General features: G+C 65.8%; 20 protein-coding genes. 12 read left to right on the top strand and 8 right to left on the bottom strand.

The annotated features are described in order from the left end of the window. The 4 genes from CG471_RS22540 to CG471_RS22525 form a co-directional block, all read right to left on the bottom strand. A partial coding sequence (locus CG471_RS22540; protein WP_099233838.1) for a glycosyltransferase family 2 protein occupies positions 1-1824 on the bottom strand: 1824 nt, incomplete at its 3' end. Beyond that, positions 1824-3329: a cellulose biosynthesis cyclic di-GMP-binding regulatory protein BcsB gene (locus tag CG471_RS22535; RefSeq protein WP_099233837.1), complete on the bottom strand. Its 1506-nt coding sequence runs from the start codon at positions 3327-3329 to the stop codon at positions 1824-1826. The genes CG471_RS22540 and CG471_RS22535, both read right to left, overlap by 1 nt. Then, positions 3326-4576 (bottom strand): NAD-dependent epimerase/dehydratase family protein, encoded by a 1251-nt coding sequence (locus CG471_RS22530; protein ID WP_099233836.1) that lies wholly within the window; start codon positions 4574-4576, stop codon positions 3326-3328. The genes CG471_RS22535 and CG471_RS22530 overlap by 4 nt, the downstream gene beginning before the upstream one ends. Before the next feature lie 171 nt (positions 4577-4747). Beyond that, a complete protein-coding gene (locus tag CG471_RS22525) occupies positions 4748-5098 on the bottom strand; it encodes a YciI family protein (RefSeq protein ID WP_099233835.1) in 351 nt (116 codons plus the stop codon). 248 nt (positions 5099-5346) lie between these two features. Here CG471_RS22525 and CG471_RS22520 point away from each other — a divergent pair, with 248 nt between their 5' ends. Both CG471_RS22520 and CG471_RS22510 read left to right on the top strand, forming a co-directional pair. Beyond that, positions 5347-6633: an HD-GYP domain-containing protein gene (locus CG471_RS22520; RefSeq protein WP_099233834.1), complete on the top strand. Its 1287-nt coding sequence runs from the start codon at positions 5347-5349 to the stop codon at positions 6631-6633. 366 nt (positions 6634-6999) lie between these two features. Next, positions 7000-8175: a glycoside hydrolase family 5 protein gene (locus tag CG471_RS22510; RefSeq protein WP_099233832.1), complete on the top strand. Its 1176-nt coding sequence runs from the start codon at positions 7000-7002 to the stop codon at positions 8173-8175. Positions 8176-8183: 8 nt separating this feature from the next. On the opposite strand, the gene CG471_RS22505 is transcribed toward CG471_RS22510, so the two are convergent. Genes CG471_RS22505 through CG471_RS22495 form a run of 3 tightly spaced genes read right to left on the bottom strand, consistent with a single transcriptional unit; the run spans position 8184 to position 10791 of the window. After that, complete coding sequence (locus CG471_RS22505) at positions 8184-9173, bottom strand: DUF2891 domain-containing protein (protein ID WP_099233831.1); 990 nt, start codon at positions 9171-9173, stop codon at positions 8184-8186. Further along, positions 9170-10108, bottom strand: coding sequence for a DUF979 domain-containing protein (locus tag CG471_RS22500; RefSeq protein WP_099233830.1), 939 nt, complete (start codon positions 10106-10108; stop codon positions 9170-9172). The genes CG471_RS22505 and CG471_RS22500 overlap by 4 nt, the downstream gene beginning before the upstream one ends. Continuing rightward, positions 10105-10791: a DUF969 domain-containing protein gene (locus CG471_RS22495; RefSeq protein WP_099233829.1), complete on the bottom strand. Its 687-nt coding sequence runs from the start codon at positions 10789-10791 to the stop codon at positions 10105-10107. Before CG471_RS22495 ends, CG471_RS22500 begins: the two co-directional genes overlap by 4 nt. Before the next feature lie 262 nt (positions 10792-11053). Between CG471_RS22495 and CG471_RS22490 the strand changes: the two genes are divergently transcribed. The 9 genes from CG471_RS22490 to epsC all read left to right on the top strand — a co-directional run bounded on the left by CG471_RS22490 (position 11054) and on the right by epsC (position 19721). Then, positions 11054-11578, top strand: a complete 525-nt coding sequence (locus tag CG471_RS22490; RefSeq protein WP_257211656.1) for a hypothetical protein — start codon at positions 11054-11056, stop codon at positions 11576-11578. 126 nt (positions 11579-11704) lie between these two features. Continuing rightward, entirely contained in the window at positions 11705-12142 is a 438-nt protein-coding gene (locus CG471_RS22485) for a hypothetical protein (RefSeq protein ID WP_004211071.1), read from the top strand. After that, positions 12142-12852, top strand: coding sequence for a winged helix-turn-helix domain-containing protein (locus CG471_RS22480; protein WP_004211073.1), 711 nt, complete (start codon positions 12142-12144; stop codon positions 12850-12852). Before CG471_RS22485 ends, CG471_RS22480 begins: the two co-directional genes overlap by 1 nt. Before the next feature lie 183 nt (positions 12853-13035). After that, complete coding sequence (locus tag CG471_RS22475) at positions 13036-13734, top strand: carbonic anhydrase (RefSeq protein WP_004211075.1); 699 nt, start codon at positions 13036-13038, stop codon at positions 13732-13734. 3 nt (positions 13735-13737) lie between these two features. After that, the gene (locus CG471_RS22470) at positions 13738-15234 is read left to right on the top strand and encodes a SulP family inorganic anion transporter (RefSeq protein WP_004211076.1); all 1497 of its coding nucleotides are present in this window, start codon (positions 13738-13740) and stop codon (positions 15232-15234) included. Between the two features lie 285 nt (positions 15235-15519). Beyond that, a complete protein-coding gene (locus CG471_RS22465) occupies positions 15520-16368 on the top strand; it encodes a TorF family putative porin (protein ID WP_010337000.1) in 849 nt (282 codons plus the stop codon). A 194-nt stretch (positions 16369-16562) separates the two neighbouring features. Then, the gene (locus tag CG471_RS22460) at positions 16563-17273 is read left to right on the top strand and encodes a response regulator (protein WP_004211079.1); all 711 of its coding nucleotides are present in this window, start codon (positions 16563-16565) and stop codon (positions 17271-17273) included. Next, complete coding sequence (locus CG471_RS22455; RefSeq protein WP_099233827.1) at positions 17270-18604, top strand: ATP-binding protein; 1335 nt, start codon at positions 17270-17272, stop codon at positions 18602-18604. The genes CG471_RS22460 and CG471_RS22455 overlap by 4 nt, the downstream gene beginning before the upstream one ends. Positions 18605-18719: 115 nt before the next feature. Continuing rightward, positions 18720-19721 (top strand): serine O-acetyltransferase EpsC, encoded by a 1002-nt coding sequence (gene epsC / locus CG471_RS22450; RefSeq protein WP_004211082.1) that lies wholly within the window; start codon positions 18720-18722, stop codon positions 19719-19721. 38 nt (positions 19722-19759) lie between these two features. On the opposite strand, the gene CG471_RS22445 is transcribed toward epsC, so the two are convergent. Next, positions 19760-21439 (bottom strand): alkaline phosphatase family protein, encoded by a 1680-nt coding sequence (locus tag CG471_RS22445; RefSeq protein ID WP_099233826.1) that lies wholly within the window; start codon positions 21437-21439, stop codon positions 19760-19762. A gap of 76 nt (positions 21440-21515) precedes the next feature. Here CG471_RS22445 and CG471_RS22440 point away from each other — a divergent pair. After that, positions 21516-22412: protein-disulfide reductase DsbD domain-containing protein (locus tag CG471_RS22440; protein ID WP_257211655.1), on the top strand; the 897-nt coding region annotated here is incomplete at its 3' end.

Here is a 22412-nt window from a genome sequence, read left to right as displayed (position 1 = left end):
GGGCGGCGGGCTTTTCGGCCAAGGGTCGCGCCCGATCTGGATGCGCGTGGACATCGACGTGATCGGGATGGTGAGCGCGGATTCGAGCGTGTACCAGGCGCGCAGCGCGCGGAAGAAGATATAGGGCGGCAGCGCCAGCAGGGCGCGGGGGCGATTATTCGCCAGGATCGCGATCGCCGCGGCAACCATGGGTGATCCGACCAGCACGGCGACGATCGCCTGCCAATGGGGCAAAGCGATCGATCTCGACGTGATGAGCAGTTCAAGCAGGCCGAAGATGACGAGCGGGATCATCATCGCCCGGCGCGCGGTGTTCATCAGCATATAGGGCAGGACCAGCTTGCCGCGGATGCTGAAGTCCGGGGCGCTGATGAGCGAATGGGCGCGCGCGCTGACATGATAGACCGACCGGAACCAGCGCAGCCGCTGTTCGCGCAGATGGGCGAAGCTGGTCGGCACTTCGGACACATAGCTGACCCGATGATCGACCAGCGTGCGATAGCCCAGTTCGGCGATGCGCAGCGAGATGTCGGTATCCTCGCCATTCATGCCGGAGGCGAACTGGCCGACCCGGCGCAGCGCGTCCGCCCGATAGATGACGAACATGCCGGGAATGCCGACCAGCCCGGCCATGACGCTGAGTGCGGGCGAATAATAGCCATGCTTGACGATCACCTCGACCAGGCGCCCGGCATCGAAGATCGCGCCGCCTGGCGGCAAGGGCACGCCGCCGACCGCGCCGGCATCGGGATCGGCAAAATTCTGCATTGCCAGCGTCAGATTATCCTCGCCCACCAGCGTGTCGGCGTCGATCCGCACGATGAACGGATGGCGCGCATGCAGCACGCCTTCGTTCAGGGCATGGGCCTTGCCGGGCGTCGCGACATGCACGACCCGCCCCTTGAGCGCGGAGCAGGCATCGATCACGGCGCGGGCGATGTCCGCCGTGCCATCGACCGAGCCATTGTCCATCACGATCAGTTCGACCTCCGCACCATAATGGGCGGCGGCGCGGTCGATATGCTGGATCGTCTGGCCGATCACATATTGTTCGTTGAAGGCGGGCACGATGACGCTGACCGGGGCGGCGAAGTCGGGGCGCGACAGGCGATAGCGTTCCGCGACGGCAACGATATAGAGCTGGGCAAAGGTCAGCAGCACGAACAGGATGACGCCAGGGCCGATGCCGCCGAGCAGGCTGATGTCGCGCATCTCCTCGAACAGCAGGAGCGGTTGCTGTGCCGCCCAGATGGCGATGATCGCCGCGATCGTACCGGCAATGGCGAGGCGGTAGAGGGCGCGCCCCTTGGGCTGGGGGCCGCGCAGCACCGGTACCGGGGCGGGCATGGTACCGCGCCGGATGATGACGAAGGCGAAGACCGCCATGCCCATGAGCCCGGCCATGACCTGGATCGCGGCCAGCGAAAAGGGGGTGCCGACATAGGCGAACAGCGCTACGCTGCCCAGGTCGAGGATGGTGCAGAGCGCCATGTAGCGCAGGCACAGGTCGAGGCAGAGCAGGATGCGCGCCCGCACCGATCCCGCTGCATAGAGCGAGAAGGCGATGAAATAGGAATAGATGAAGGTCCGGATCGAGATCGCGCTGAAGCCCAGATAGGGGCCGAACACATAATCATGGGTGCGGAAGAAGCGGTCGAGAAAACCCAGTTCGAACAGCCACAGCTGGAACAGGGCGATGGTCGTGAAGGTCAGCAGCAGAGCGGGCGCGCGCAACATCGATACCGGGCGGGCCAGCCCGCCGGCGAAACTGTCCGTCGACTGGAAATTGGCCTGGGTCCGGTCATAATCCGGGGGCGGCGGCATCAGGGGGCAGGGGCTGTTGCGCGCAGCGGGGTGGTCGCCGGCGTGGCGGGCGGCGGGACGGGAACCGGGCGATGGACCGTCACCAGCAGGGCCACGGCCGCCCTGGCCGCCGATGCACCACGCGCGAAGGGTTCCACCATGACGCCTTCGCGCCGGTCATCGGGAAAGTGGACCAGCCATTGCCGTCCGGCGGGGCGGACCCGTGCCAGCGCGCCGGCAATGTCGCCAGTCAGCACCTCGATCGTGGTGCCCGGCTTTTGGGTGCCGAAGGCAAGGGCGCTGGGCCGCATCTGACCCCGTAACTGGACGATCGCCGGCACAAGCCGTTCGCCGCCGCCCCGCAAGATGGTTTCCGGCAGCATTTCCGCGGCGATCAGACGGCGCGCGCCGCACCGCATTTCTTCCCGCTCATGCGCGGTCAGGGTGATTTCCAACTGGTTGCGATCCAGATGATCGGCGGTCGGCAGCGCGATCGAATGGCTAAAGCGCTGATCCTCGTCGGTCAGGGTGCGGGTGAAAAGCAGATGATCGTTGAGCGTCACGAACAGCGCGGTGCGGGTTTCGGCGATCGGCCCGAGCAGCAGGCGCAGGTCGAGCGCGGACGGCAGCTCGCCATTGGGCAATTGCCCGACATCATAGCGATAGCGCCAGGTGGTTTCCCGATCAAAACGGCGAGCGCCGCCATTCTCGATCGCGCTGACCAGGCTGACCGGATAGCGCAGCGACTGCGTCCGGCCGGGGCGGATGGCTGCGCCCTTGTCGATGTCGGTCAGCGCCTGGGCGGCGTAGCCGCTTTCGCCGAAATAGATGCCATAGCCTTTCTCGCTCAGCCGCGCGGCGGCGAGCAGGGTGGCGAGATCCGCCACCTTGTCATCCTCGTCCCATTTGACCGGGATCAGGTCGCCCCACAAGGCGAGCCGGTCGCGGGTGGTGGATGGCGCCTTGTCCAGTTTGAGGTGCAGGCCGCTTTCGGGCAGGATCGTGACGACGGCGGCCAGCGCTTCATTGGGCGTGCATTCGGCCATCGGGCCACGCCCGACCAGCGCCAGTTTGACCTCCAGCTGGCCCGAGGCCAGTTCGGCGGGGGTCAGTTCGATCTTGGCACGCCGCTTGAAGCGCCCCTGGTTCAGCACGACGTCGGCGCGCTTGACCCCGTTGATGCTGATCCGCAGCGCCCCCTCGGCATCGGGCACGGCGTCGGTCGCGAAGGCGATATTATAGGTGCCGCTGAGCGGCCGGCTGTCGGTCGGCAGGCGGAAGAGCTTGCTGGCATAGGCCGGAAAGCCGGACAGGATCAGGGGATTGTCCGGATGCGATTGGGCGACGAACACGTCGCGTCCATCGACGTCGATGAAGGGGATGGAGCCGCGCTGATAATCCTCGAACAGAGGGTCGCCCAGCCGGACGTTGCGGCCCATGATCGTGTCGAACAGGCCGCTCTGGCCGATCGCGATCAGCAGGCCGATGAACAGCAGCGCCTGAAGGCAGATGACCCATAATCTCATCGGCCCGCTCCCGCCGCGCCGGGCAGGACGGGGCGGATCGTCTCGATCGACCCCGCCTGGTCGAGCGCCGCCTGCTGTTCGCGCGTCCAGGCCGTGCGCGCCGGGATGTGGCGCTGGTCGACGCGGTCGGCATAACGGGCGGAAATTTCCAGCGTCTCGGCCAGCAGGCCGTCGGTCAGCAGGATCGGGTCGAGGCCCAGCGCGCGGAAGGTGGCGTTGCTGACGTCGAGGTCATTTTCTGCCGCTTCCTTGCGGGGATTGGGCAGATATTCGATCGCCGCCCCGGACAGGTCGGATACCAGCCGGGCAAGGTCGCGCACGCGCAGGCTTTCGGCGATCTGGTTGATGATCTTGACCCGGTCGCCGCGCTCCGGCGGATGGGCGACGGCGAGCGCAATGCAGTGCACCGTGTCCTGGATATTGAGGAAGGCGCGGGTCTGGCCGCCGGTGCCATGAACGGTCAGCGGATGGCCAAGTGCCGCCTGCACCAGGAAGCGGTTGAGCACGGTGCCATATTCGCCCTCATAATCGAACCGGTTGACGAGCGCGGGGTGGCGCCGCGTCTCTGCCGTCTGGGTGCCCCAGACGATGCCCTGGTGCAGGTCGGTGATGCGCAGCCGGTCATTCTGGGCATAGAATTGGAACAGCAACTGATCGATCGACTTGGTCATGTGATAGACGCTGCCCGGCCGGGTCGGATACAGGATTTCCCAGTCATGCGGGGCACCGGCATCGTCGTGGATCTGGACGGTCAGATAGCCTTCGGGGATTTCGAAGCCGGCACCGCCATAGCCATAGACGCCCATGGTGCCGAGATGGACGAGATGCGCGTCGAGATCGCAGGCGACCAGCGCGGTCAGGACATTGTGGGTGCCGCCGACATTGTTGTTGACGGTATAGCGCTTCTCGGTCGGCCCGCGCATTGAATAGGGGGCGGCGCGCTGTTCGGCGAAATGGACGATCACGTCGGGGCGCTCCTCCGCCAGCAGGGCAAGGAGGCGGGCATAATCCTGGGCGACGTCGAGATAATGGAAGCGGATGGTCCGCCCGCTGACCTGGTGCCAGGCATCCAGCCGCTGGTCGACCATGGCGATCGGCGTCAGGCTGTGGACGCCCAGTTCCGCGTCGATCCGGCGACGCGAAAGATTGTCGATGATGACGACCTCATGGCCCAGTTCGGACAGATGCAACGCTGTCGGCCAGCCGCAAAAGCCGTCGCCGCCGAGCACGAAAATCTTTTTCGCCACACGATCTCCTGTCCCTGGCGCGCGCCGCACCGGAAATGTGCGCGGCGGCCGGCAATCGAGAAGAAGGGAGGTCGGATGATCCCGCTTAGTCGGCCCAAGAGCTATCGGGGTAAATACCGAGTGCCGGGAAAAACAGTCGCAGATCAATGCAATGCAAGGATATGAGGGGCGCTAGGCCCATTCGTGGAAAGGGCGGATCTCGATCTCGCTGGGGCCGGGCATGGGATTGGGGCAGCGTTTCGCCCAGGCGACGGCTTCGTCTATGTCGGCTACCTCCCATAGCCAGAAGCCCGCGACCAGTTCGCCGACCTGGGGAAAGGGGCCATCGATGACGCGGCGATCGGTGCCGTCGAAGGCGATACGCTTGCCATGAGAGGAGGGAAGCAGGCCGTCGGCCATGCGCAATATGCCGGCCGCTTCCAGTTCGTCGTTGAAGCGGCCCATCGCCGCCATCATCTCCAGGTCGGGCGGGCCGCCTGCCTCGCTGTCCTGCGTTGCCTTCACCAGCACCATCACGCGCATCGATCGCCTCCCTGTCCGGACCGCAGGAGGATAAGCGAAAATGGCCGATTGCGGTAGGCGCAGCGACATCATCGGCCGGCTCACGGCGAAGCTTCAGGCGTGTGGCAAGAGAATTGCCGGCTTTCAAGCAGTTGCCGCACCTGCATGCGACGAAGCGAAGCTGCACTTTCGCGGCTGGAAGGGGGATCTTTAACCTTTTGGAAAGGCACGAGCTGCGAAATGAAAGCGGGGACTACGGGGCCGTATAAATGCTGAAAAAAATCCGCACCCAGGACGTGAAACTGGGGATGTTCTTGCACAAGCTGGACGGGTCGTGGTTTTCCCACCCCTTCTGGAAGCGCAAGATGCTGCTCGACGATCCCGAGCAACTGGCGGACCTGCATGCCAGCAAGGTCGAGTGGGTGACGATCGACGTGTCGCGCGGTGCGGACGTGGCCCCGGCCCAACCGGCGCCATCCCGCGTGGTGTCGATGGCCGAGCCGCGCGAACGGGTGTTCGGGCGTGCCGGGCCGACGATCGTGCGCCGCGCCGCGCCGCAGCCGGTCGACCGTCCCTTCGATCCGCTGTCCAAGGACAAGCTGCCGATCCGCGCCGAGATGGTCCATGCCCAGCGGCTGGCGCGCAAGTCGGGTCGTACCATGCGCAAGCTCTATGAGGATGTGCGGCTGGGCAAGGCGGTGAAGGCGGCCAAGCTGGAAACCATGGTCGACGAGATTTCCAGTTCGGTGCAGCGCAATCCGCACGCCTTCATGGCGATCACGCGGATGAAGAATAGTGGCGAATATCTGTATCAGCATGCGCTGTCGGTCTGCGCGCTGATGATCGGCCTTGCCCAGCAGATGCACCTGTCGCCCGACGATATCCGCAAGGCCGGCCTTGCCGGCCTGCTGATGGACATGGGCATGGCCCATGTGCCGCAGGAAGTGTGGGACAAGGATGCGCCGCTGACGCCGGAGGAGTGGGACGTGGTCAAGAGCCACACCACGCTGGCGCATGAATTCCTGACCCTGGGCGGCGAAATGCCGGCAGAAGTGCTGGATGTGTGCCTCAACCATCATGAGCGGCTGGACGGCAGCGGCTATCCCAATGGCCTGGCCGGCGAGCAGATCGGCATGTTCGCGCGCATGGCCGCGATCTGCGACAGCTATGACGCCATGACGTCCAATCGCTTGCACCGCAGTGGCGAAGACCCGTCGCGCGCATTGTTGAAGATCGACGAGGATGGCGGCGCGCTGTTCGACGCGGAAATCTTCCAGGCGTTCCAGCGCGCGGTCGGCATCTATCCGATCGGGTCGCTGGTGCGGCTGCGATCGCACCGGCTGGCGATCGTGGTCGAGCAGAATCCCGATGACCTGACCCTGCCCAAGGTCCGCCCCTTCTATTCGCTCGCCGACCGGGCGTTCGAGAAGAGCGAGGATATTGACCTCGGCAATTGCTTCGGTGCGGACCAGATCATCACCCGCGAGACGCCCGAAGGATGGGACATGAGCGAATGGCCGGCGATGAGTGCCAAGCTGCTGGCCGTCGCAGGCTGAAACAGGGCAGGCGGCCGGTCAGATCCGCGTCGCCTGCAACTCTTCCGTCCATTGGAGCAGGCGCTCTTTCAACCGGCGGTCGCGGCCGGCCCCAAGATCATCCGCCTTCAGCCGTTCGAGAATCTCGAAACCAAAGGCATTTTCGCCATGAGCATTCCAGGCATCCTGCCGGCCAGGGGGGGGGACGCTGGTCTGCCCCGGTCTTCCTTGGCGGATCAGGGGTTCTGCCTAAGGGAAAACCCGTATGACGCATTATTGGAACAGCCTGTCGGAGGCTTAACCAAATCCCGCAACCGGGTGAAGACATTGTCTAACTAGGCTAGCTAAGGGCCCGCCTCCTTTTGGGTCTGACAGGGTAGGCAATTCATGAAGAAGATGGGGGGCGGCGTTGCCGCCGCTGTGGTTGCGCTGGCCGCGACGGGTGTTCTTGCGGCCGTTACACTATCGGGGGGCGAGGCGGATGCGCCGGACGCACGGGTGATCACCATTCCGTCATCGTCCAGTTCTGCATCGGCCGCCAGCACCGGTGCCAGCGCGACGGTGCCGACGACAACAGCGGCGCAGGCCTATGCTGCGGCGGCAGCGGCCGCCGTGCCGGCGGCTACGGCGACCAGCACGTCCAAGGTGCTGCCGGGGATCAATATTTCCGGTGGCGAATTTGGCGGCACCGGCGGCAAGCTGGGCACAAACTATATCTATCCCAGCACGGCGGAAATGCGCAGCTATGCGGCGCAGGGCTTCAAGCTGCTGCGCGTGCCGTTCCGCTGGGAACGGTTGCAGCCCAATCTCTATGGCCCCTTATCGGAGGTCGATCGCAAGGCGCTGAAGTCCGTCGTGACCCAGGCCAATGCGCTGGGCCTCACGGTGATCCTGGACATGCATAATTATGGCGCGCGCCAGGTGAAGGGATCGGCGGCCCTGGTCGGCAGCGGCACGCTGGCGACGACGGCGCTGACCAATGCCTGGGTCAAGATCATGGAGGATTATCGGTCCAACCCCAAGGTCTGGATCGGCCTGATGAACGAGCCCAATCGCCAGACCGCGGCACAATGGTGGGCCATTGCCGGGCAGGTGACCAAGGATATCCGCGCCCAGAAGATCAGCAACAAGCTGCTGATCCCCGGCACGGCCTGGACCGGGGCGCATAATTGGGTGAGTTCGGGCAATGCCGCGCAGGCGGTGAAGTTCGTCGATCCCGGCAAGAATTATGCCTTTGAAGTGCATCAATATCTGGATGCCTGGTCGACCGGCACCACCGACAAGTGCGAGGTCAAGGCAGGCCAGCGCGTGAATGCCGCGCTGACCTGGGCCGAGAAGTACAAGGTGAAGCTGTTCTTCGGCGAGATCGCCGCGTCGGGCCAGCCGCAATGCGCGAAGGAATATCCCGACATGCTGCGCCGTCTGAAGACGTCGTCGGCGGTGCTGGGCTGGACCGCCTGGGGCGGCGGCGCCTGGTGGGCCTATGACTATATGTTCCGTCTCCAGTCGCGCACGACCACGCCGACGGCACATATGAAGTTGCTGCTCGCCAACATGCCCTGAGCCTGGCGTTACTCCAGCGCCAGCAGGGCGAAGCTGGCCAGCCAATGTTCCCCCATATAGTCACCGGCTATATGGGGGAGCGCGGCGTCGAGATGGGCGATCGCCGCCTGCTCGGCGATCGGCGCGATCGGGGTGTCGGCGCCCAGCGCGGCGGCGATGCCGCGCCAGCACCAGGCACGGCTGAGGTTGAGGCCGTCGAGATGGGCGATCTTGCCGTCGCTGCGGTCCGATACGGTGGCCGGGGTGAACAGGGTGGCCGGCTGGCCGGTCAGAAGATCGGGCAGGAAGGCGCCGAACCAGTCGGCAAATTCATCGCGCGCGAGCAGCCGGCTCATCAGTAGCGCTTCGGTGAGGGCCGAGGAGAGAAACTCGTCGCCACCCGGTTCCCAGGCCTGGCAGGCGCGGTCCTGGCCGAACCAGGCAAGGGCGCGCTCGCGGATCAGCGCCTGGAGCGCGGGATCGCGGTCCTTGGCCCAGTCATAAGCGTGGATCAGCGCGAAGCTGCTGTTGAAATGGGTGCCGACGCGCAGCGGATAGGTCATTTTCGGCAGGAAGGCGTGGAAGCGCGCGGCGAAGTCGAGCGCCAGCGGCTCGATCGCGGCGGCCCAGGGGCCGTCCTGCCGGGCGAGTTCGGCATGGAGCGCGAGCAGCCAGGCCCAGCCATAGGGCCGCTCGAACCCGCCGGCGGTCGGGCGGGTGAGGAAGGCGCGTTCGCCCGCGACCTTGTCCGGCACCAGCATCATGTCGGCGCGGGCGCGGATCGCCTCGGCCTGGGCCATGTCGGGGTAGAGGCGGCGCAGGCGCATCACCTGCCACCAGCCATGGACGCAACTGTGCCAGTCATAGCTGCCATGGAAGATCGGATGATGCTCCGCCGGGATGCGCGCATCCTCCGGTCCCTGATAGGTCAGGTCCATCTTGTAGGGATATTGCTGCCCCAGATGGGACAGGGTGAGGGCGGCGAAACGGTCGGCAATATCTTGGGAAAGTCGGGTCATCGGAAGGCCAGCCAATATATCAGGAGGATGTTGACGCAGAGCAGGGGGAGGGCGGTGCCGACCTGGCGGCGGATCACGCCATATTCATCCTTGAGCTGCAGCAGCGCGGCGGGGAGGAGGTTGAAATTGGCGGCCATCGGCGTCAGCAATGTGCCGCAGAAGCCCGCCAGCATGCCGATCGCGCAGATGATCGCCGGATCGCCATGATAGTGGTGGATCAGCAACGGGATGCCGATCGCCGCGGTCATCACCGGGAAGGCAGCAAAGGCATTGCCCATGACGATGGTGAAGAGCGCCATGCCCAGGCCATAAGCGATCACCGCGCCGAGCAGGCTGCCATCGGGAATGGCGAGGCGGACGATGCCGCCGACGACATCGTCAACGCCGGCCAGCGCGAACACCGCGCCGAGGCTGGCCAGCATCTGCGGCAATATGCCCACCCAGCCGACCGAGTCCATCAATTGCCGCCCCTGTTGCAGGGCGACGATCGGCCGGGCGCGCAGCCAGGTGCAGCCGATGCCGAGTGCGATCAGGACGCCCAGCGCCAGCGAGATGAGGGTGGTCTGCTTGGGATCGATCCAGGCGGGGAACGCCTTGAACAGGAAGGTGCCGGCCAGCGCGGTGACGGGGATGACCAGGGCGATGGCGAACAGGCCATTGCCATGGCGGTCGGCCCGCGCCTGCCGCTCCGCCAGCGGCACGCCGCCGCTGCCACGCCCCAGCCCCTTGAAGCCGGCAATCGCGACGAGGCCGAGGACCAGGACGCCATTGCCGATGTCGCCGATCCGGTCGCCCGCCCACATGCTGAGCGCGAGCAGTGCCCAGAAGGCGGCGGTGGTGAAGCGGCGCGGGTTGCTGCGATCGGCGGCGCCGAGCAGGGCATAGCCGGCGAACACCGCGCCCATCAGCGCATAGACCCAGTGGAGGGTGATCATGCGGCGTGCTCCGCTTCCTTGGCACCCTGCGCGTTCAGCCGGCGGTCGAGCCGCCACAGGCGAAAGCCGTGGATCAGCAGCGCGGCGATCGCGGTCGGAATCGCCCAGACCGAGAGCTGGAGCGGTTCGAGCAAGATGCCATATTGCTCCAGCAGCCCCTTGATCAGCAGGATCGACCCGATGGCGAGGAAGATGTCCTCGCCAAAGAAGACGCCGACATTGTCGGTCGCGGCGGCCCAGGCCTTGATCTCGTCGCGCTGCTCTTCATCGAGCGTGCCGGCCTGTTTTTCGGCGGCGGCTTCGGCGATCGGCGCGACCAGCGGGCGCACGGTCTGGGCATGGCCAGCGACGGAAATCAGGCCCATGGCGGCCGAAATCTGGCGGGCGACAAGATAGAAGAGAAGGAAACGGCCGGTGGTGGCGCCGCGCATCCGGTCGATGAGGCCGCGCGCCCGTTCCTGAAGCCCATGCGCTTCGAGCAGGCCGATCACCGGCAGCACCACCCAGACGACCGAGACATAGCGCGAGTCGTTGAACGCCTTGCCAAAGGCGGCGAGGATGGTGAGCGGATCAAGCCCGGCGGCAAGGCCGGTGGCGATGGCCGAGGCCAGGATCACCAGCAGCGGATTGAAGCGCAGCACGAAGCCCGCGACGATCAGGGCGATGCCCAGCAACACCCACATTAGTCGTTCGCGTCCCGCAGTCGTCCGTCCGTCATCGCCATGGGGTAGCGGCAATGCAGGCCGCTGGCCATAGGCGGTTGAAATCCGGTGCGATGGTCGCACCGGTCGCACCGGACCGTCGGTTCGCATCTTTTCCGAAAATCCTGATGGCCAATGACATCGGCCTGACATAGTTGGAGGAGACAGGGGCGTATCAGACGTGGACGGCCAGACCCAAAAATGGGGCGGACGTGGAATTATTCGGAGAGAGCCTTTGACCATCATGGCGATCGATTTCGAGGCGTCGTGCCTGCCCCGGCACGGACGATCCTTCCCGATCGAAGTGGGCATAGCGGGCGGCGGCATTGCCCGCAGCTGGATCATTCGACCGCATGCAGCCTGGACCGGCTGGGACTGGACCGCCGAAGCCGAGGCGCTGCACGGCCTGTCGCGCGCGCGGATCGAGGCGGAGGGCGAGCCGGCGGACCTGGTGCTGGCGCAGCTGGCGGCCGCAGTGGCCGGCTGCCGCGTGGTCGCGGACAGTGTGATCGATCAATATTGGCTGCAGACGCTGGCCGATACGCAGGCCGTGGTGGCGCCGTTCGCGATCGATCATGTCTCATTGTTGCTGGATGAATGGGGCGCGGACGAGCCGCGGATCGCGGCGGCCATGGCCCATGCCGATGCGCTGCATGCCGCGCGGCACCGCGCCGTGGCCGATGCTCTGTGGCTTTCCGGGCTGATCGAGGCCCTGTCGGGGGCGGTGCAGCCGCTTCAGGCCGGTCCGCTGATCGCAAGGGTCGCTTGACGGTATGCTGCGGCACAGCAATAATTTGTAACGTTCGGCATATTGGGGAGACATTCTCCCTGCCTAAACCCGTCGGAAGGATCCCGCTTATTGCTGGATATTGTCTGTTTCGAAGGGAAGCCACCCATGTTGCCGATCCTTGCCAGTGTCGCGGCGCTCGCCGCTTCCTCCACCCCGATCCACAGCGCCGAACTGACCCACGGCGCCCAGGCCTATACGGCCAGCTATCACACCGCATCGTCGGTGCGCTTCACCCAGGTCGAGCCGCGCTTCGGCAATCGCAACGCCATCCCGGTCTGCCGCTGGCAGGCTGATGTGCGCGTTGACCGCGCCGTCGCGGCCCAGGGCCAGTCGGTGCCGGCCTTCGGCAAGGCGGTCCACCGCTTCGCCCCGCTGTCGGGCAGCTATGCCGGCACCTGCGCCGCCGCGCGCAGCCAGGTGGATGCCGAGGTCGCCCGCTATGCCAGCGCCCGCAATGCCGAGGCCGTGTCGGTCGCGCAGCAGGACCGTGCCGTGCTGGTGAATGAACTGGACAGCGTGCGCGCGCTGACCGTGAAGGGCTGATGAGTCCACCGTTGATACTGGTCGCCGAGACGCAGCAGGATTTGCGGCACAAGGTGCGGGAATTCCTGGAGCAGAGCGGGTTTCGCGCTCTGCCTGCGGCCTCGTCGAGCGATATTTTCAGTGCCATGGACCGGATGCCGGTCGGCGCAGTCGTGCTGGACGCAGGACTGCGCGGGCCGGACGGCATGGACCTGTGCCGCGACGTGCGTGAGCGTAGCGACGTGCCGATCATCCTAGTCGGCGCGGACAGCAGCGAGGTCGACCGGGTGGTCGGCCTGGAGCTGGGCGCCGACGATTACATGGCCAAGCCCTATTCGACCCGCGAACTGGCGGCGCGGCTGCGCGCCGTGCTGCGGCGCGGGCGGAGCGAGCGGGCGCTGGGCCTGCGACGCCAGACCCAGGCGCGCTTCGACGACTGGGTGGTCGATTTCGCCCGGCGCGAAGTGACCGACCCGGCCGGCGCGCTGGTTGAACTGACGGCAGCGGAATTTTCGCTGCTTGCCGTGTTGCTGGATCATGCCCAGGCGGTGATTGCCCGTGCGCGGCTGATGGAACTGGCGGGCGTGCGCGACGCGCCCTCGTCCGACCGCAGTGTCGACGTGCTGATCAGCCGGTTGCGGCGCAAGCTGTCCCATGAAGGACGGCCCGCCGCGATCGTGACTGTTCGTGGCGTCGGATACATGTTCAGCGCGGTCGTCGACCGGCGCTGACCCTCCCGAAAAGGCGCGCTGATGGCGGTTTTCCGCCATTTGGCGCGCCTGTCGGGCGCTTTGCATCCCAGACATGATTTTTAACAATTCCGCTGCGCCGCAGCAAAATCTGCTGCGTATTTTGCAAGCTAGGCCGGTCCGCCCCCTGACCGGCAACGCAATAGCAATAAGAGGATGAAAGCCATGAACGAGCTTATCGGTCGTGTATTCAGTTTCGAGACCAAGGTCTTCCCGAACGAAAGCACGCTCTACAATCAGTTGGCCAGCCATGGTCAGAGCCCCAAGGCACTGATGATCTCCTGCGCCGACTCGCGCATCGTTCCCGAGCACATCATGCAGGCCCAGCCGGGCGACCTGTTCGTCTGCCGCAATGCCGGCAACATCGTGCCGCCGCATGACAGCCAGCTGGGCGGCGTGACCGCCACGGTCGAATATGCCGTGATGGTGCTGGGCGTGCGCGACATCATCGTGTGCGGTCACAGCGACTGCGGCGCGATGAAGGCGCTGGCCACCGACGCCGACCTGACCGGCATGCCCAATGTCGCCGCCTGGCTGCGCCACAGCCATGCCGCGCAGAAGCTGTGCCGCGAATCCTATCCTGCCGACCTGGATGCCGCCGAAAAGCTGCGCAACATGGCGCTGGAAAATGTCGTGGTGCAGCTGTCGCACCTGCGCACCCATCCGTCGGTCGCGTCGGGCATCGCCCGCGGCGAGATCGCCCTGCATGGCTGGTATGTCGACATCCATGCCGGCCAGGTCCTGGGCCTGGACGGCGAAACCGGTCGTTTCTCGGTGCTGCGCGAAGGGCAGAAGCTGCCCGTGGCGCTGCCGCATGGGCGTCGCCTGGCCGGCGAATCGCTCATCGCACAAGCTGCGGAGTAAATCATGTTGAAGGCCTTTTCCGGCGGCACGTTCAGCCGCGACTTCACGGCGTCGATCGTCGTGTTCCTGGTGGCCATGCCGCTGTGCATGGGCATCGCCATTGCCTCCGGCGTGCCGCCGGAAAAAGGCCTGATCACCGGCATCATCGGCGGCCTGGTCGTCGGCCTGCTGGCGGGTTCGCCGCTGCAGGTCAGCGGTCCGGCGGCCGGTCTTGCGGTCATCGTCTTCGAAATCGTGCGGGAACAGGGGCTGTCGGCCCTTGGCCCCATCCTGATCCTGGCAGGCGCGATCCAGATCGTCGCCGGCCTGCTGAAGGTCGGCGGCTGGTTCCGCGCCATTTCGCCGGCGGTCGTGCATGGCATGCTGGCGGGCATCGGCGTGCTGATCGTCGTCGGCCAGTTCCATGTGCTGTTCGATGACAAACCGCTGTCGAGCGGCCTGCATAATCTGATCGCGATGCCGGGCCAGATATTGGGCCTGACCAATCAGGATGCAGCTACCGCCTTCGCTGTCGGCCTGGTCACCATCGGCGCGATGCTGGGCTGGGAGAAGTTCCGTCCTGCATCGATGAAGCTGGTGCCGGGGGCGCTGGTCGGCGTTGTCGCCGCGACGCTGGTCGCCTTCGCGCTCGGCCTGCCGGTCGCCCGTGTTGTCGTGCCGGAATCGATCCTGTCTGCCATCAGCCTGCCCGAACAGGGCCTGCTGGCGCAGCTGATGAGCCCGACCATCATCACCACCGCCATCGCCATCGCCTTCATCGCCAGCGCCGAGACCTTGCTGTCGGCCGCGGCGGTCGACCGCATGCATGATGGCGTGCGCACCAATTACAACCGCGAACTGAGCGCGCAGGGCGTGGGCAACCTGCTCTGCGGCGTGGCTGGCGCGCTGCCGATGACCGGCGTCATCGTCCGTTCGTCCGCCAACGTCCAGGCCGGCGCCAAGACCCGCCTGTCGGCGATCCTGCATGGCGCCTGGATCCTGGGCTTCGTCGCGCTGCTGCCCTGGTTGCTGCGGGAAGTGCCGATGGCGGCGCTGGCCGGCATCCTGGTCGTGACCGGCTTCCGCCTGGTCAGCCTGTCGCACGTCAAGCATCTGTTCCACCTCTATGGTCCGCTGCCGGCGATCGTGTGGGCCGCGACGCTGATCTGCGTCGTCGCGACCGACCTGCTGACCGGCGTGCTGGTGGGTATCGGCCTGTCGCTGATCGAACTGATCCCCCATGCCAGCCGCCTGCGCCTGGGCGTCGAGGAAGCCAGCCGCGGCGATGCGCATGAAGTGGCGCTGCACGGCACGGCGAGCTTCCTGAGCCTGCCCAAGCTGTCGGCCAAGCTGGAATCGGTGCCGGCGGGGCAGCTGGTCATCCTCAACGTCGAGCGCCTGACCCATATCGACCATACCTGCGCCGAAATGGTGCGCGAATGGGCCGATCGCCGCACCGGCGCGGGCGCCAAGGTGGAGCTGTTCGGCGCGACCGGACGGATGCGCCAGCTCGTCGCCTGACACGAGCCTGCATGACAGAAAAGCCGCTGCATCCCCGGATGCGGCGGCTTTTTCATGTTAAGATGCAATCTGGACACCAAATAGAAACAATATGAGCGGTCTTTGGAAAAGAACCGTGATCGCTATATCACAGCGCCTCTCTTCCCTTGTGCAGATGCGAAGATAGAGGTTTGCGCCGACGGCTGGCGAGAATAGTCGAGTAGTCATCCGCCGGTACGGAAGACGATATTCCAACAGATCTTCGGGCCGCGGATGCAGGACGGAACATTCTTTCGTAAAAGGGGAATGTTCATGAAGTATCAAATCGCTTGTGCCGCTCTGGCTCTGATGTCGAGTGCGCCGGCCTTCGCCCAGGAAGAACCCGCAGGCCCGGTCACCGTGACCGGCAGCGTCGGCCTGGTTTCCGATTATCGCTTCCGTGGTGTTTCGCAGTCCGATCGCGGCATGGCGATCCAGGGTGGCCTGACCGCAACCCATGAAAGCGGTGTCTATGTCGGCACCTGGGGTTCCAACCTGTCGGGCTGGGGCACCTTTGGCGGCGCCAACATGGAACTGGACCTGTTCGCAGGCTATGCCATTCCTCTGGGTGACAGCGGCGCGACGCTGGACCTCGGCCTGACATGGTACATGTACCCGTCGGGCGCCGACAAGACCGACTTCGCCGAACCCTATGTGAAGCTGTCGAGCCAGGTCGGCCCGGTCAAGGGTCTGCTCGGCGTGGCTTATGCCCCCAAGCAGGAAGCGCTGGGCAAGTGGTGCAGCGACGCCGATTGCACCATCTACAAGCCGGGTGACAAGGAAGATAATTTCTACATCTGGGGCGATGTCAGCGGTGCGATCCCGAACACCCCGGTCAGCCTGAAGGCGCATCTGGGCTGGTCGAACGGCAATAGCGGTCTGGGCCCGAACGGCACGTCGGTCGCGCCGACCGGCAAATATCTCGACTGGCTGGTCGGTGCCGACCTGGCCGTGCCGGGCACGCCGCTGACGCTGAGCATCGCCTATGTCGACACCGACATCGCCCGCGTCGAGGAAAATTATCTGCGTCCCAACTTCCAGGTCGCGGACGGCGACAATTTCGGCAAGTCGATCGCGCGCAGCACGGTCGTCTTCTCGATCTCGGCCGCATTCTGATCTTTACGGATCGGGCCCGTTCGCGCGGGCCCGATCTGCTGTATTTCCGGGCCTTATCTTGTGCCGAGCTGTCGCCGGCGTGACAAATTGTTGCTGTGGCCCCCGTCAACTGTTTCGGCAGCAAGCTGCGGTTGACCCTCCACCGGTCGCTGCTTATCTCCCAACATCATGAACAGCCTGATGTTGCTCCGCGCATGACCGCCCCCTCGATCATCCTTGTCGAAGACGATCCGCCGCTCCGCACGCTGACGGCGCGCGCGTTGCAGGAACATGGCTATCAGGTCCGTCCGGCCTCGTCCGGTCCGGAAATGTGGGTGGCCTTCGATGCCGGCCCGGTCGACCTGGTCGTGCTGGACGTCATGCTGCCCGGCACCAACGGTATCGACCTGTGCCGCCAGATCCGTCGCAAGAGCGACGTGCCCATCATCTTCATCAGCGCCAAGGGCAGCGAGACCGACCGTATCGTCGGGCTGGAACTGGGCGCCGACGACTATCTGCCCAAGCCCTTTGGCACGCGCGAGCTGATCGCCCGTATCCGCGCCATCCTGCGCCGCGTCGGCGTGGAGCGTGGCCCGGACGAGCAGCGCGAGAATGAAGCGCGCTTCGACGGCTGGATCGTCAACTTCCCGCGCCGTGAACTGCGGTCGCCGACTGGTGCGATCGTCGACCTGACCGGCGCCGAGTTCGACCTGCTGGGCAGCTTCCTCAGCCATCCGCAGCGGGTGATCGCGCGCGAGCGGCTGATCGAATTGTCGCGTACCCGCATGGGTGATAGCAGCGACCGCAGCATCGACGTGCTGGTCAGCCGCCTGCGCCGCAAGCTGTCGACCGAGGACCGGCCCGCGCCGATCACCACGGTGCGCGGCGTCGGCTACATGTTCAACGCGGAAGTCGCGCGCGCTTGAGACGACAGCGGTTCAGCCGGTCGCTCGGGCTGGTCGGCCGCATCTTCGGCATATTGCTGCTGACCGTCCTGCTGGAATTCGTGGTCGGCACGCTTATCTATGAGCGCGCCAGCCATTTGTCGCTGCAGGATGACGAGGCGCGCCGCCTGGCCGAGCATCTGGTGATCGCGCGCAAGCTGGTCGCCAAGGCGCCGGTCAGCCAGCGCGGCGGGGTCAGCGCGCAGCTGACCACCGACCGCTATGATATCCACTGGACGCTTGCCGCGCCGCCGCCGCCGCCGCTGTCGCCCGAACTGGCGCGGATGCGGCAGCAGATCGTCGACTGGGAACCCAGCCTGCATGAATCGCGGCTGTGGCTGCGGCTCAATTCGCCCGGCCGTTCCTCGCAGATCAATGGCGGGCTGCAACTGGCGGATGGCAGCTGGCTTTATTTCGGCATGCATCATAGCGGCGGCAAATGGGCCTTCACCTTCGGTCGCTTCGGCCTGGCGCTGATCCCGGTGCTGGCGCTGCTGATTGCGGGCGGCGTGCTGATCCGGCGGACATTGGCGCCGCTGCGTGACCTGACGCATGCGACCAAGCGGATCGGCCTGGCGCAACAGGTGGCGGTGGCGGAAGCGGGCACCAATGATGTGCGCAACCTGATCCGCGCCTTCAATGCGATGCAGACCCGCATCCATCGCCTGATCAACGAGCGGACCGAGACGCTGGCGGCGGTCGGTCATGACATGCGCACGCCGCTCGCCCGGCTGCAATTGCGGCTGGAAGCGGTGGACGACCCGGAAATCCGCGAGGCGATGGGCGAGGATCTGGCCGAGATGGGCGAGATGATCGAATCCGTGCTGGCCTTTCTGGGGGGCGAGAAGAATCCGGAGCCGGCGGTGCGGATCGACGTGGCGGTCACGATCGCGACGGTGGTCGACGCCTTCCAGGATCATGGCGACGATGTGATCTATGACGGGCCGGATCATCTGGAAATGGAGGTCCGCCCGCTGTCGCTGCGCCGTGCCGTGCGCAACCTGATCGAGAATGCGCTCCATTATGGGGTGCGTGCGCGGGTCAGCGTGGCGCGGCACGATAATGAGGTGCTGATCCGCGTCGACGATGATGGCCCCGGCATTCCGCGCGACCGGCTGGAGGAGGTGCTGAAACCCTTCCATCGGCTGGATACGGCGCGTCAGCGCAACACGCGTGGCATGGGCCTGGGCCTGGCCATCGTTGCCAAGACGGTCGAGCAGGAGGGCGGTCGCCTGACGCTGGCCAACCGACCCGAGGGCGGGCTGCGCGTCGAAATCTGCCTCTATCTGAACAAGCCGGAAGCCAAGGTCTGATCGGCCTTCCGGCGCGTTCGGCAAAGAGAATCTCGCTACCCCCAAGCAAAACTCGTTTATCCTGGCGCGCAGACGCGGGTTATTCCGGTTGCCCATCGGACAAGAGGCGCAGGGAATGGCGGACGGCGATATGCAGGGTGAAGGCGTGGGCTATTGGGATCTGGACCGGCTGGTCACGGACCTGGCCGCAGCGCGCAGTCGCTGGCGGCAGGAACAGCAGCATCATGCCGAATATGGCGCCGAAGGATTCCCGTCTCGCGCCAATCTGGTGAAGATCACCGGTGCGCTGTGCGGCGCGCTGTTCCCGCTGCGGCTGGGACCGAGCTTCGTGCGACTGCATAATGAGGACGCCTATGTCGCCGAGACGCTGCAGACCGTGCTCAGCCGCCTCTATGGCCAGATCCGGCTCGAACTCATCTATGCGATGAAGGACGATCCGATTGCCGCAGTCGACGCGGCGGCGGCGCGGATCATTGGCGAGTTCGCGCACAGCCTGCCGGCGCTGCGCACATTGCTCGACAGCGATGTCGAGGCGGCCTTCCTGGGCGATCCGGCCGCACGCAGCGTGGACGAGGTGCTGATCTGCTACCCTTCGATGCTGGCGATCATCCATCATCGGCTGGCGCACCGCCTCTATGAACTGGGCGCGCCGCTGGTGGCGCGGATCATTTCCGAGATCGCCCATTCCCATACCGGCATCGACATCCATCCCGGCGCGCGCATCGGCCACGGCTTCTTCATCGATCATGGCACCGGCGTCGTCATCGGCGAGACGGCGATCGTCGGCGATCGGGTGCGGCTCTATCAGGGCGTGACGCTGGGCGCGCGCAGCTTCCCCTCGGACGAGAAGGGCGCGCTCGAAAAGGCGCAGCCGCGCCATCCGATCATCGAGGATGACGTCGTCATCTATGCCGGCGCGACGGTGCTGGGCCGGATCATCATCGGCAGTCGATCGGTCATCGGCGGCAATGTCTGGCTGACCGAGAGCGTGCCGGCGGACAGCAATGTGCGCCAGGCCAAGGCCCGGCACGAAGTGACCAGCCGGGTGGAAGTGTCAGCCCCGCACCGCGTCCATGCGCTGCTGGAAAGCACGGACGGGATTGGCGAAAATATCTGATCCTCCCCCCTTTGACGGGGGGGAGGATCGGCAAGGGCTTACTGCCCGGCGCAGCTGTCGCCTTGGCCGGCGACCAGGTCGAGGCAGCGGCCGTCAATCTGGTCCTTGGGCACGGGCAGCTTGATCAGCGCGGCGAGGCTGGGGAGGATGTCCACCGTCTCGACGCCCAGCGGCTGTTCGAAATGCTGCATGCCCTTGCGCCAGAAGAGGATCGGCACGCGGCGGTCCGTATCCCAGGGCGAGCCATGGGTGGCGACCGATCCCATCACTGCCTGTTCCGGGATCGACATCACGCGCGGCTTGAGCAGCAGCAGCAGGTCGCCCGAGCGGCCGGGGTAGAAGCTGGCGCGCGCTTCCTGGATCAGGCTCCAGCTTTCGGGGGGACCCGAGGGCGAGGGGGTGGCGGCGATTTCCGCCTTGGTGAAGACGGTCTGCACCTGCGGATGGGCGCGCAGATATGTGAGCGCCTCGGTCTCGACCCTGGCGCGCTGCGCGGCGGTCAGGCCCTTGTCATAATAGATGTCACCCGACGGGCCGTCGCTCCAGATCACCTTCTTGCCGGGCAGGCCGGCCTTCTCGGCGATGGTGGCGTTGAGCGCCTTGGGCGTCAGCGCCATGTCGACCCGCTGTTCCATCGGCATGGCATTCATGCGGTGGCGTTCGGGCAGGTCATGGCCGCCATGGTCGGCGGTCAGCACCACGACATAGTCGATGCCGTCCTTGTCGAGCCGATCGAAGAAGGCGCCCAGTTCGGTGTCGAGACGATCGACTTGGATGCAGCTTTCGGTGCCTTCGGTGCCGAAGGTGTGGCCGACATAGTCGGTTGCCGACAGGCCAATCGAGATGATGTCGGTCTGCGCCTGCTTGCCCAGCTGCATGCTCTCGATCGCGGCGGCGGCGAAGGCCAGGGTCATCGCATCCTGCTCGGGCGAGATGCGGAAGCCCTTGAAGTCGCCCGCTTCCCGCGCGAAGCGGCCAGTGCCCACGGTGCGGTTGCCGGCCTGGACCGGGAAATCCTTCGACACGCACTGGGCGGGCAGCTCGAAGCCGGGGTTGGGCTGGGCGAGGCGCTGGGCAAAGGCCTGGTTGACCTTGGTGACGAGCGGGGTGGGGGCGACGCCCTTGTAGCTGACATAGCCCTGCGGCCCGCCGAGCCACCAGACCTGATCGGCGGTCGCGCCGCCCATCATGATTGCGGCGCGATCCTTGCCGGCGACCGACACGACGCGGGTGGCGGGATTGGCCGCCTTCATCCGGCCGCCCAGCGTCGGCACCTTGAGGTGCAGGGGCGAGGCTTCATATTTGTCGCTGCTGCTGCCCGGCTGGCTCTCATCCTCGGCGCAATAGAGATTCTTGTCCTCGCGCTTGGCGTCGAGGTCGAACCAGTTATTGGCGATGATGCCGGTGCGCGACGGGCGGCTGCCGGTCAGGATGGTCGAATGGCCGGGGCAGGTCTCGGTCGCGGCATGGCTCTGATAGCCGCGCGGGAAGACCGCGCCTTCGCTGGTCAGGCGCTTGAGGCCGCCGGTATAATATTGGCGATATTCGCTGAACAGGTCGGCCGAAAACTGGTCGACCGAGATGGCGACGATCAGCTTGGGCGGAGTCGCGGCAATGCTGCGGGCGGCCGGTGCAGGAGCGGCAGCAGGCGCGGGGCTCTGCGCCACGACGGGCATGGCGGTGGCAAGCAACAGGGCAGCGGCGACGTGTTTCAACATTATGGATACCTTCTCATGCCTTGACGGCGGATAGGGAGCGACCTAGCCCCCTTGCATCCACCCGACCAGAGGCCCGATGCGGATTTTTCAAGTCATATTCATGACGCTCGCCATGCTGGCGGGGCTGTCGATCGCATCGCCTGCGGTGCAGGCCCAGGCGGCCTTTGGCGGCGGCCCGGCGCATATCGCCGCGCAGCTGATGGCCGAAAGCACAGCGCCTGCGCCCGGCAAGGGCACGACCATCGCCTTTGCCATGAAACCGGAAAAGGGCTGGCACGGCTATTGGGAAAATCCGGGCGACGCGGGCCTGGGCATGACCGTGACCTGGACCCTGCCAAAGGGCGTGACGATCGGCGCGCTGCGCTATCCGGTGCCCGAGACGCTGCTGATTTCGGGCCTGATGAACCATGTCTATGAAGGCCCCTATGCAGTGCTCGCCAATCTGGGCGTGGCACCGGACGTGGCGGCGGGCACCCGCCTGCCGATCCGGGTGAAGGCGGAATGGCTGGCCTGCACCGACAAGATCTGCGTGCCGGAAAGCGGCGAACTGGCGCTGGAACTGGTCGCGGGCGACGGCAAGGTCGTGCCGGCGATGCAGGCGCGCTTCGATGGCTGGCGCGGCCATCTGCCCCGGCCGCTGGGGGCGCAAGCGACCTATCAGATCGTCGATGGCAAGCTGCGCCTGTCGGTGCCGTTCCCCGCCGATGCGCAGGCGCGCGACGTTCACCTGTTCCCGCTGAGCGACGGGCTGGCCCGCTTCGCCGCCGCGCAAAAGGTCAGCCGCGATGGCGATCGGCTGCTGGTCGAGACCGAGGCGGGCGAGGGCTTCAAGGGCGGCGCTGCGCAGGCGGTGCTGCGCACCGGCGACCATGTCGGCTTCCTGCTGACCGCCAAGCCCGGCGAGGTCGCGGCGATCGCGCCCAAGGGGCTGGCGGGCACGATATTGCTGGCGCTGGGCGGGGCGATTTTGGGC

It is taken from the genome of Sphingobium sp. IP1, from assembly GCF_002708645.1.
Classification (GTDB): Bacteria; Pseudomonadota; Alphaproteobacteria; order Sphingomonadales; family Sphingomonadaceae; genus Sphingobium; species Sphingobium yanoikuyae.
Note: the sequence above shows the minus strand (reverse complement) of the source record. Positions and strands in the feature narration are given on the sequence as shown.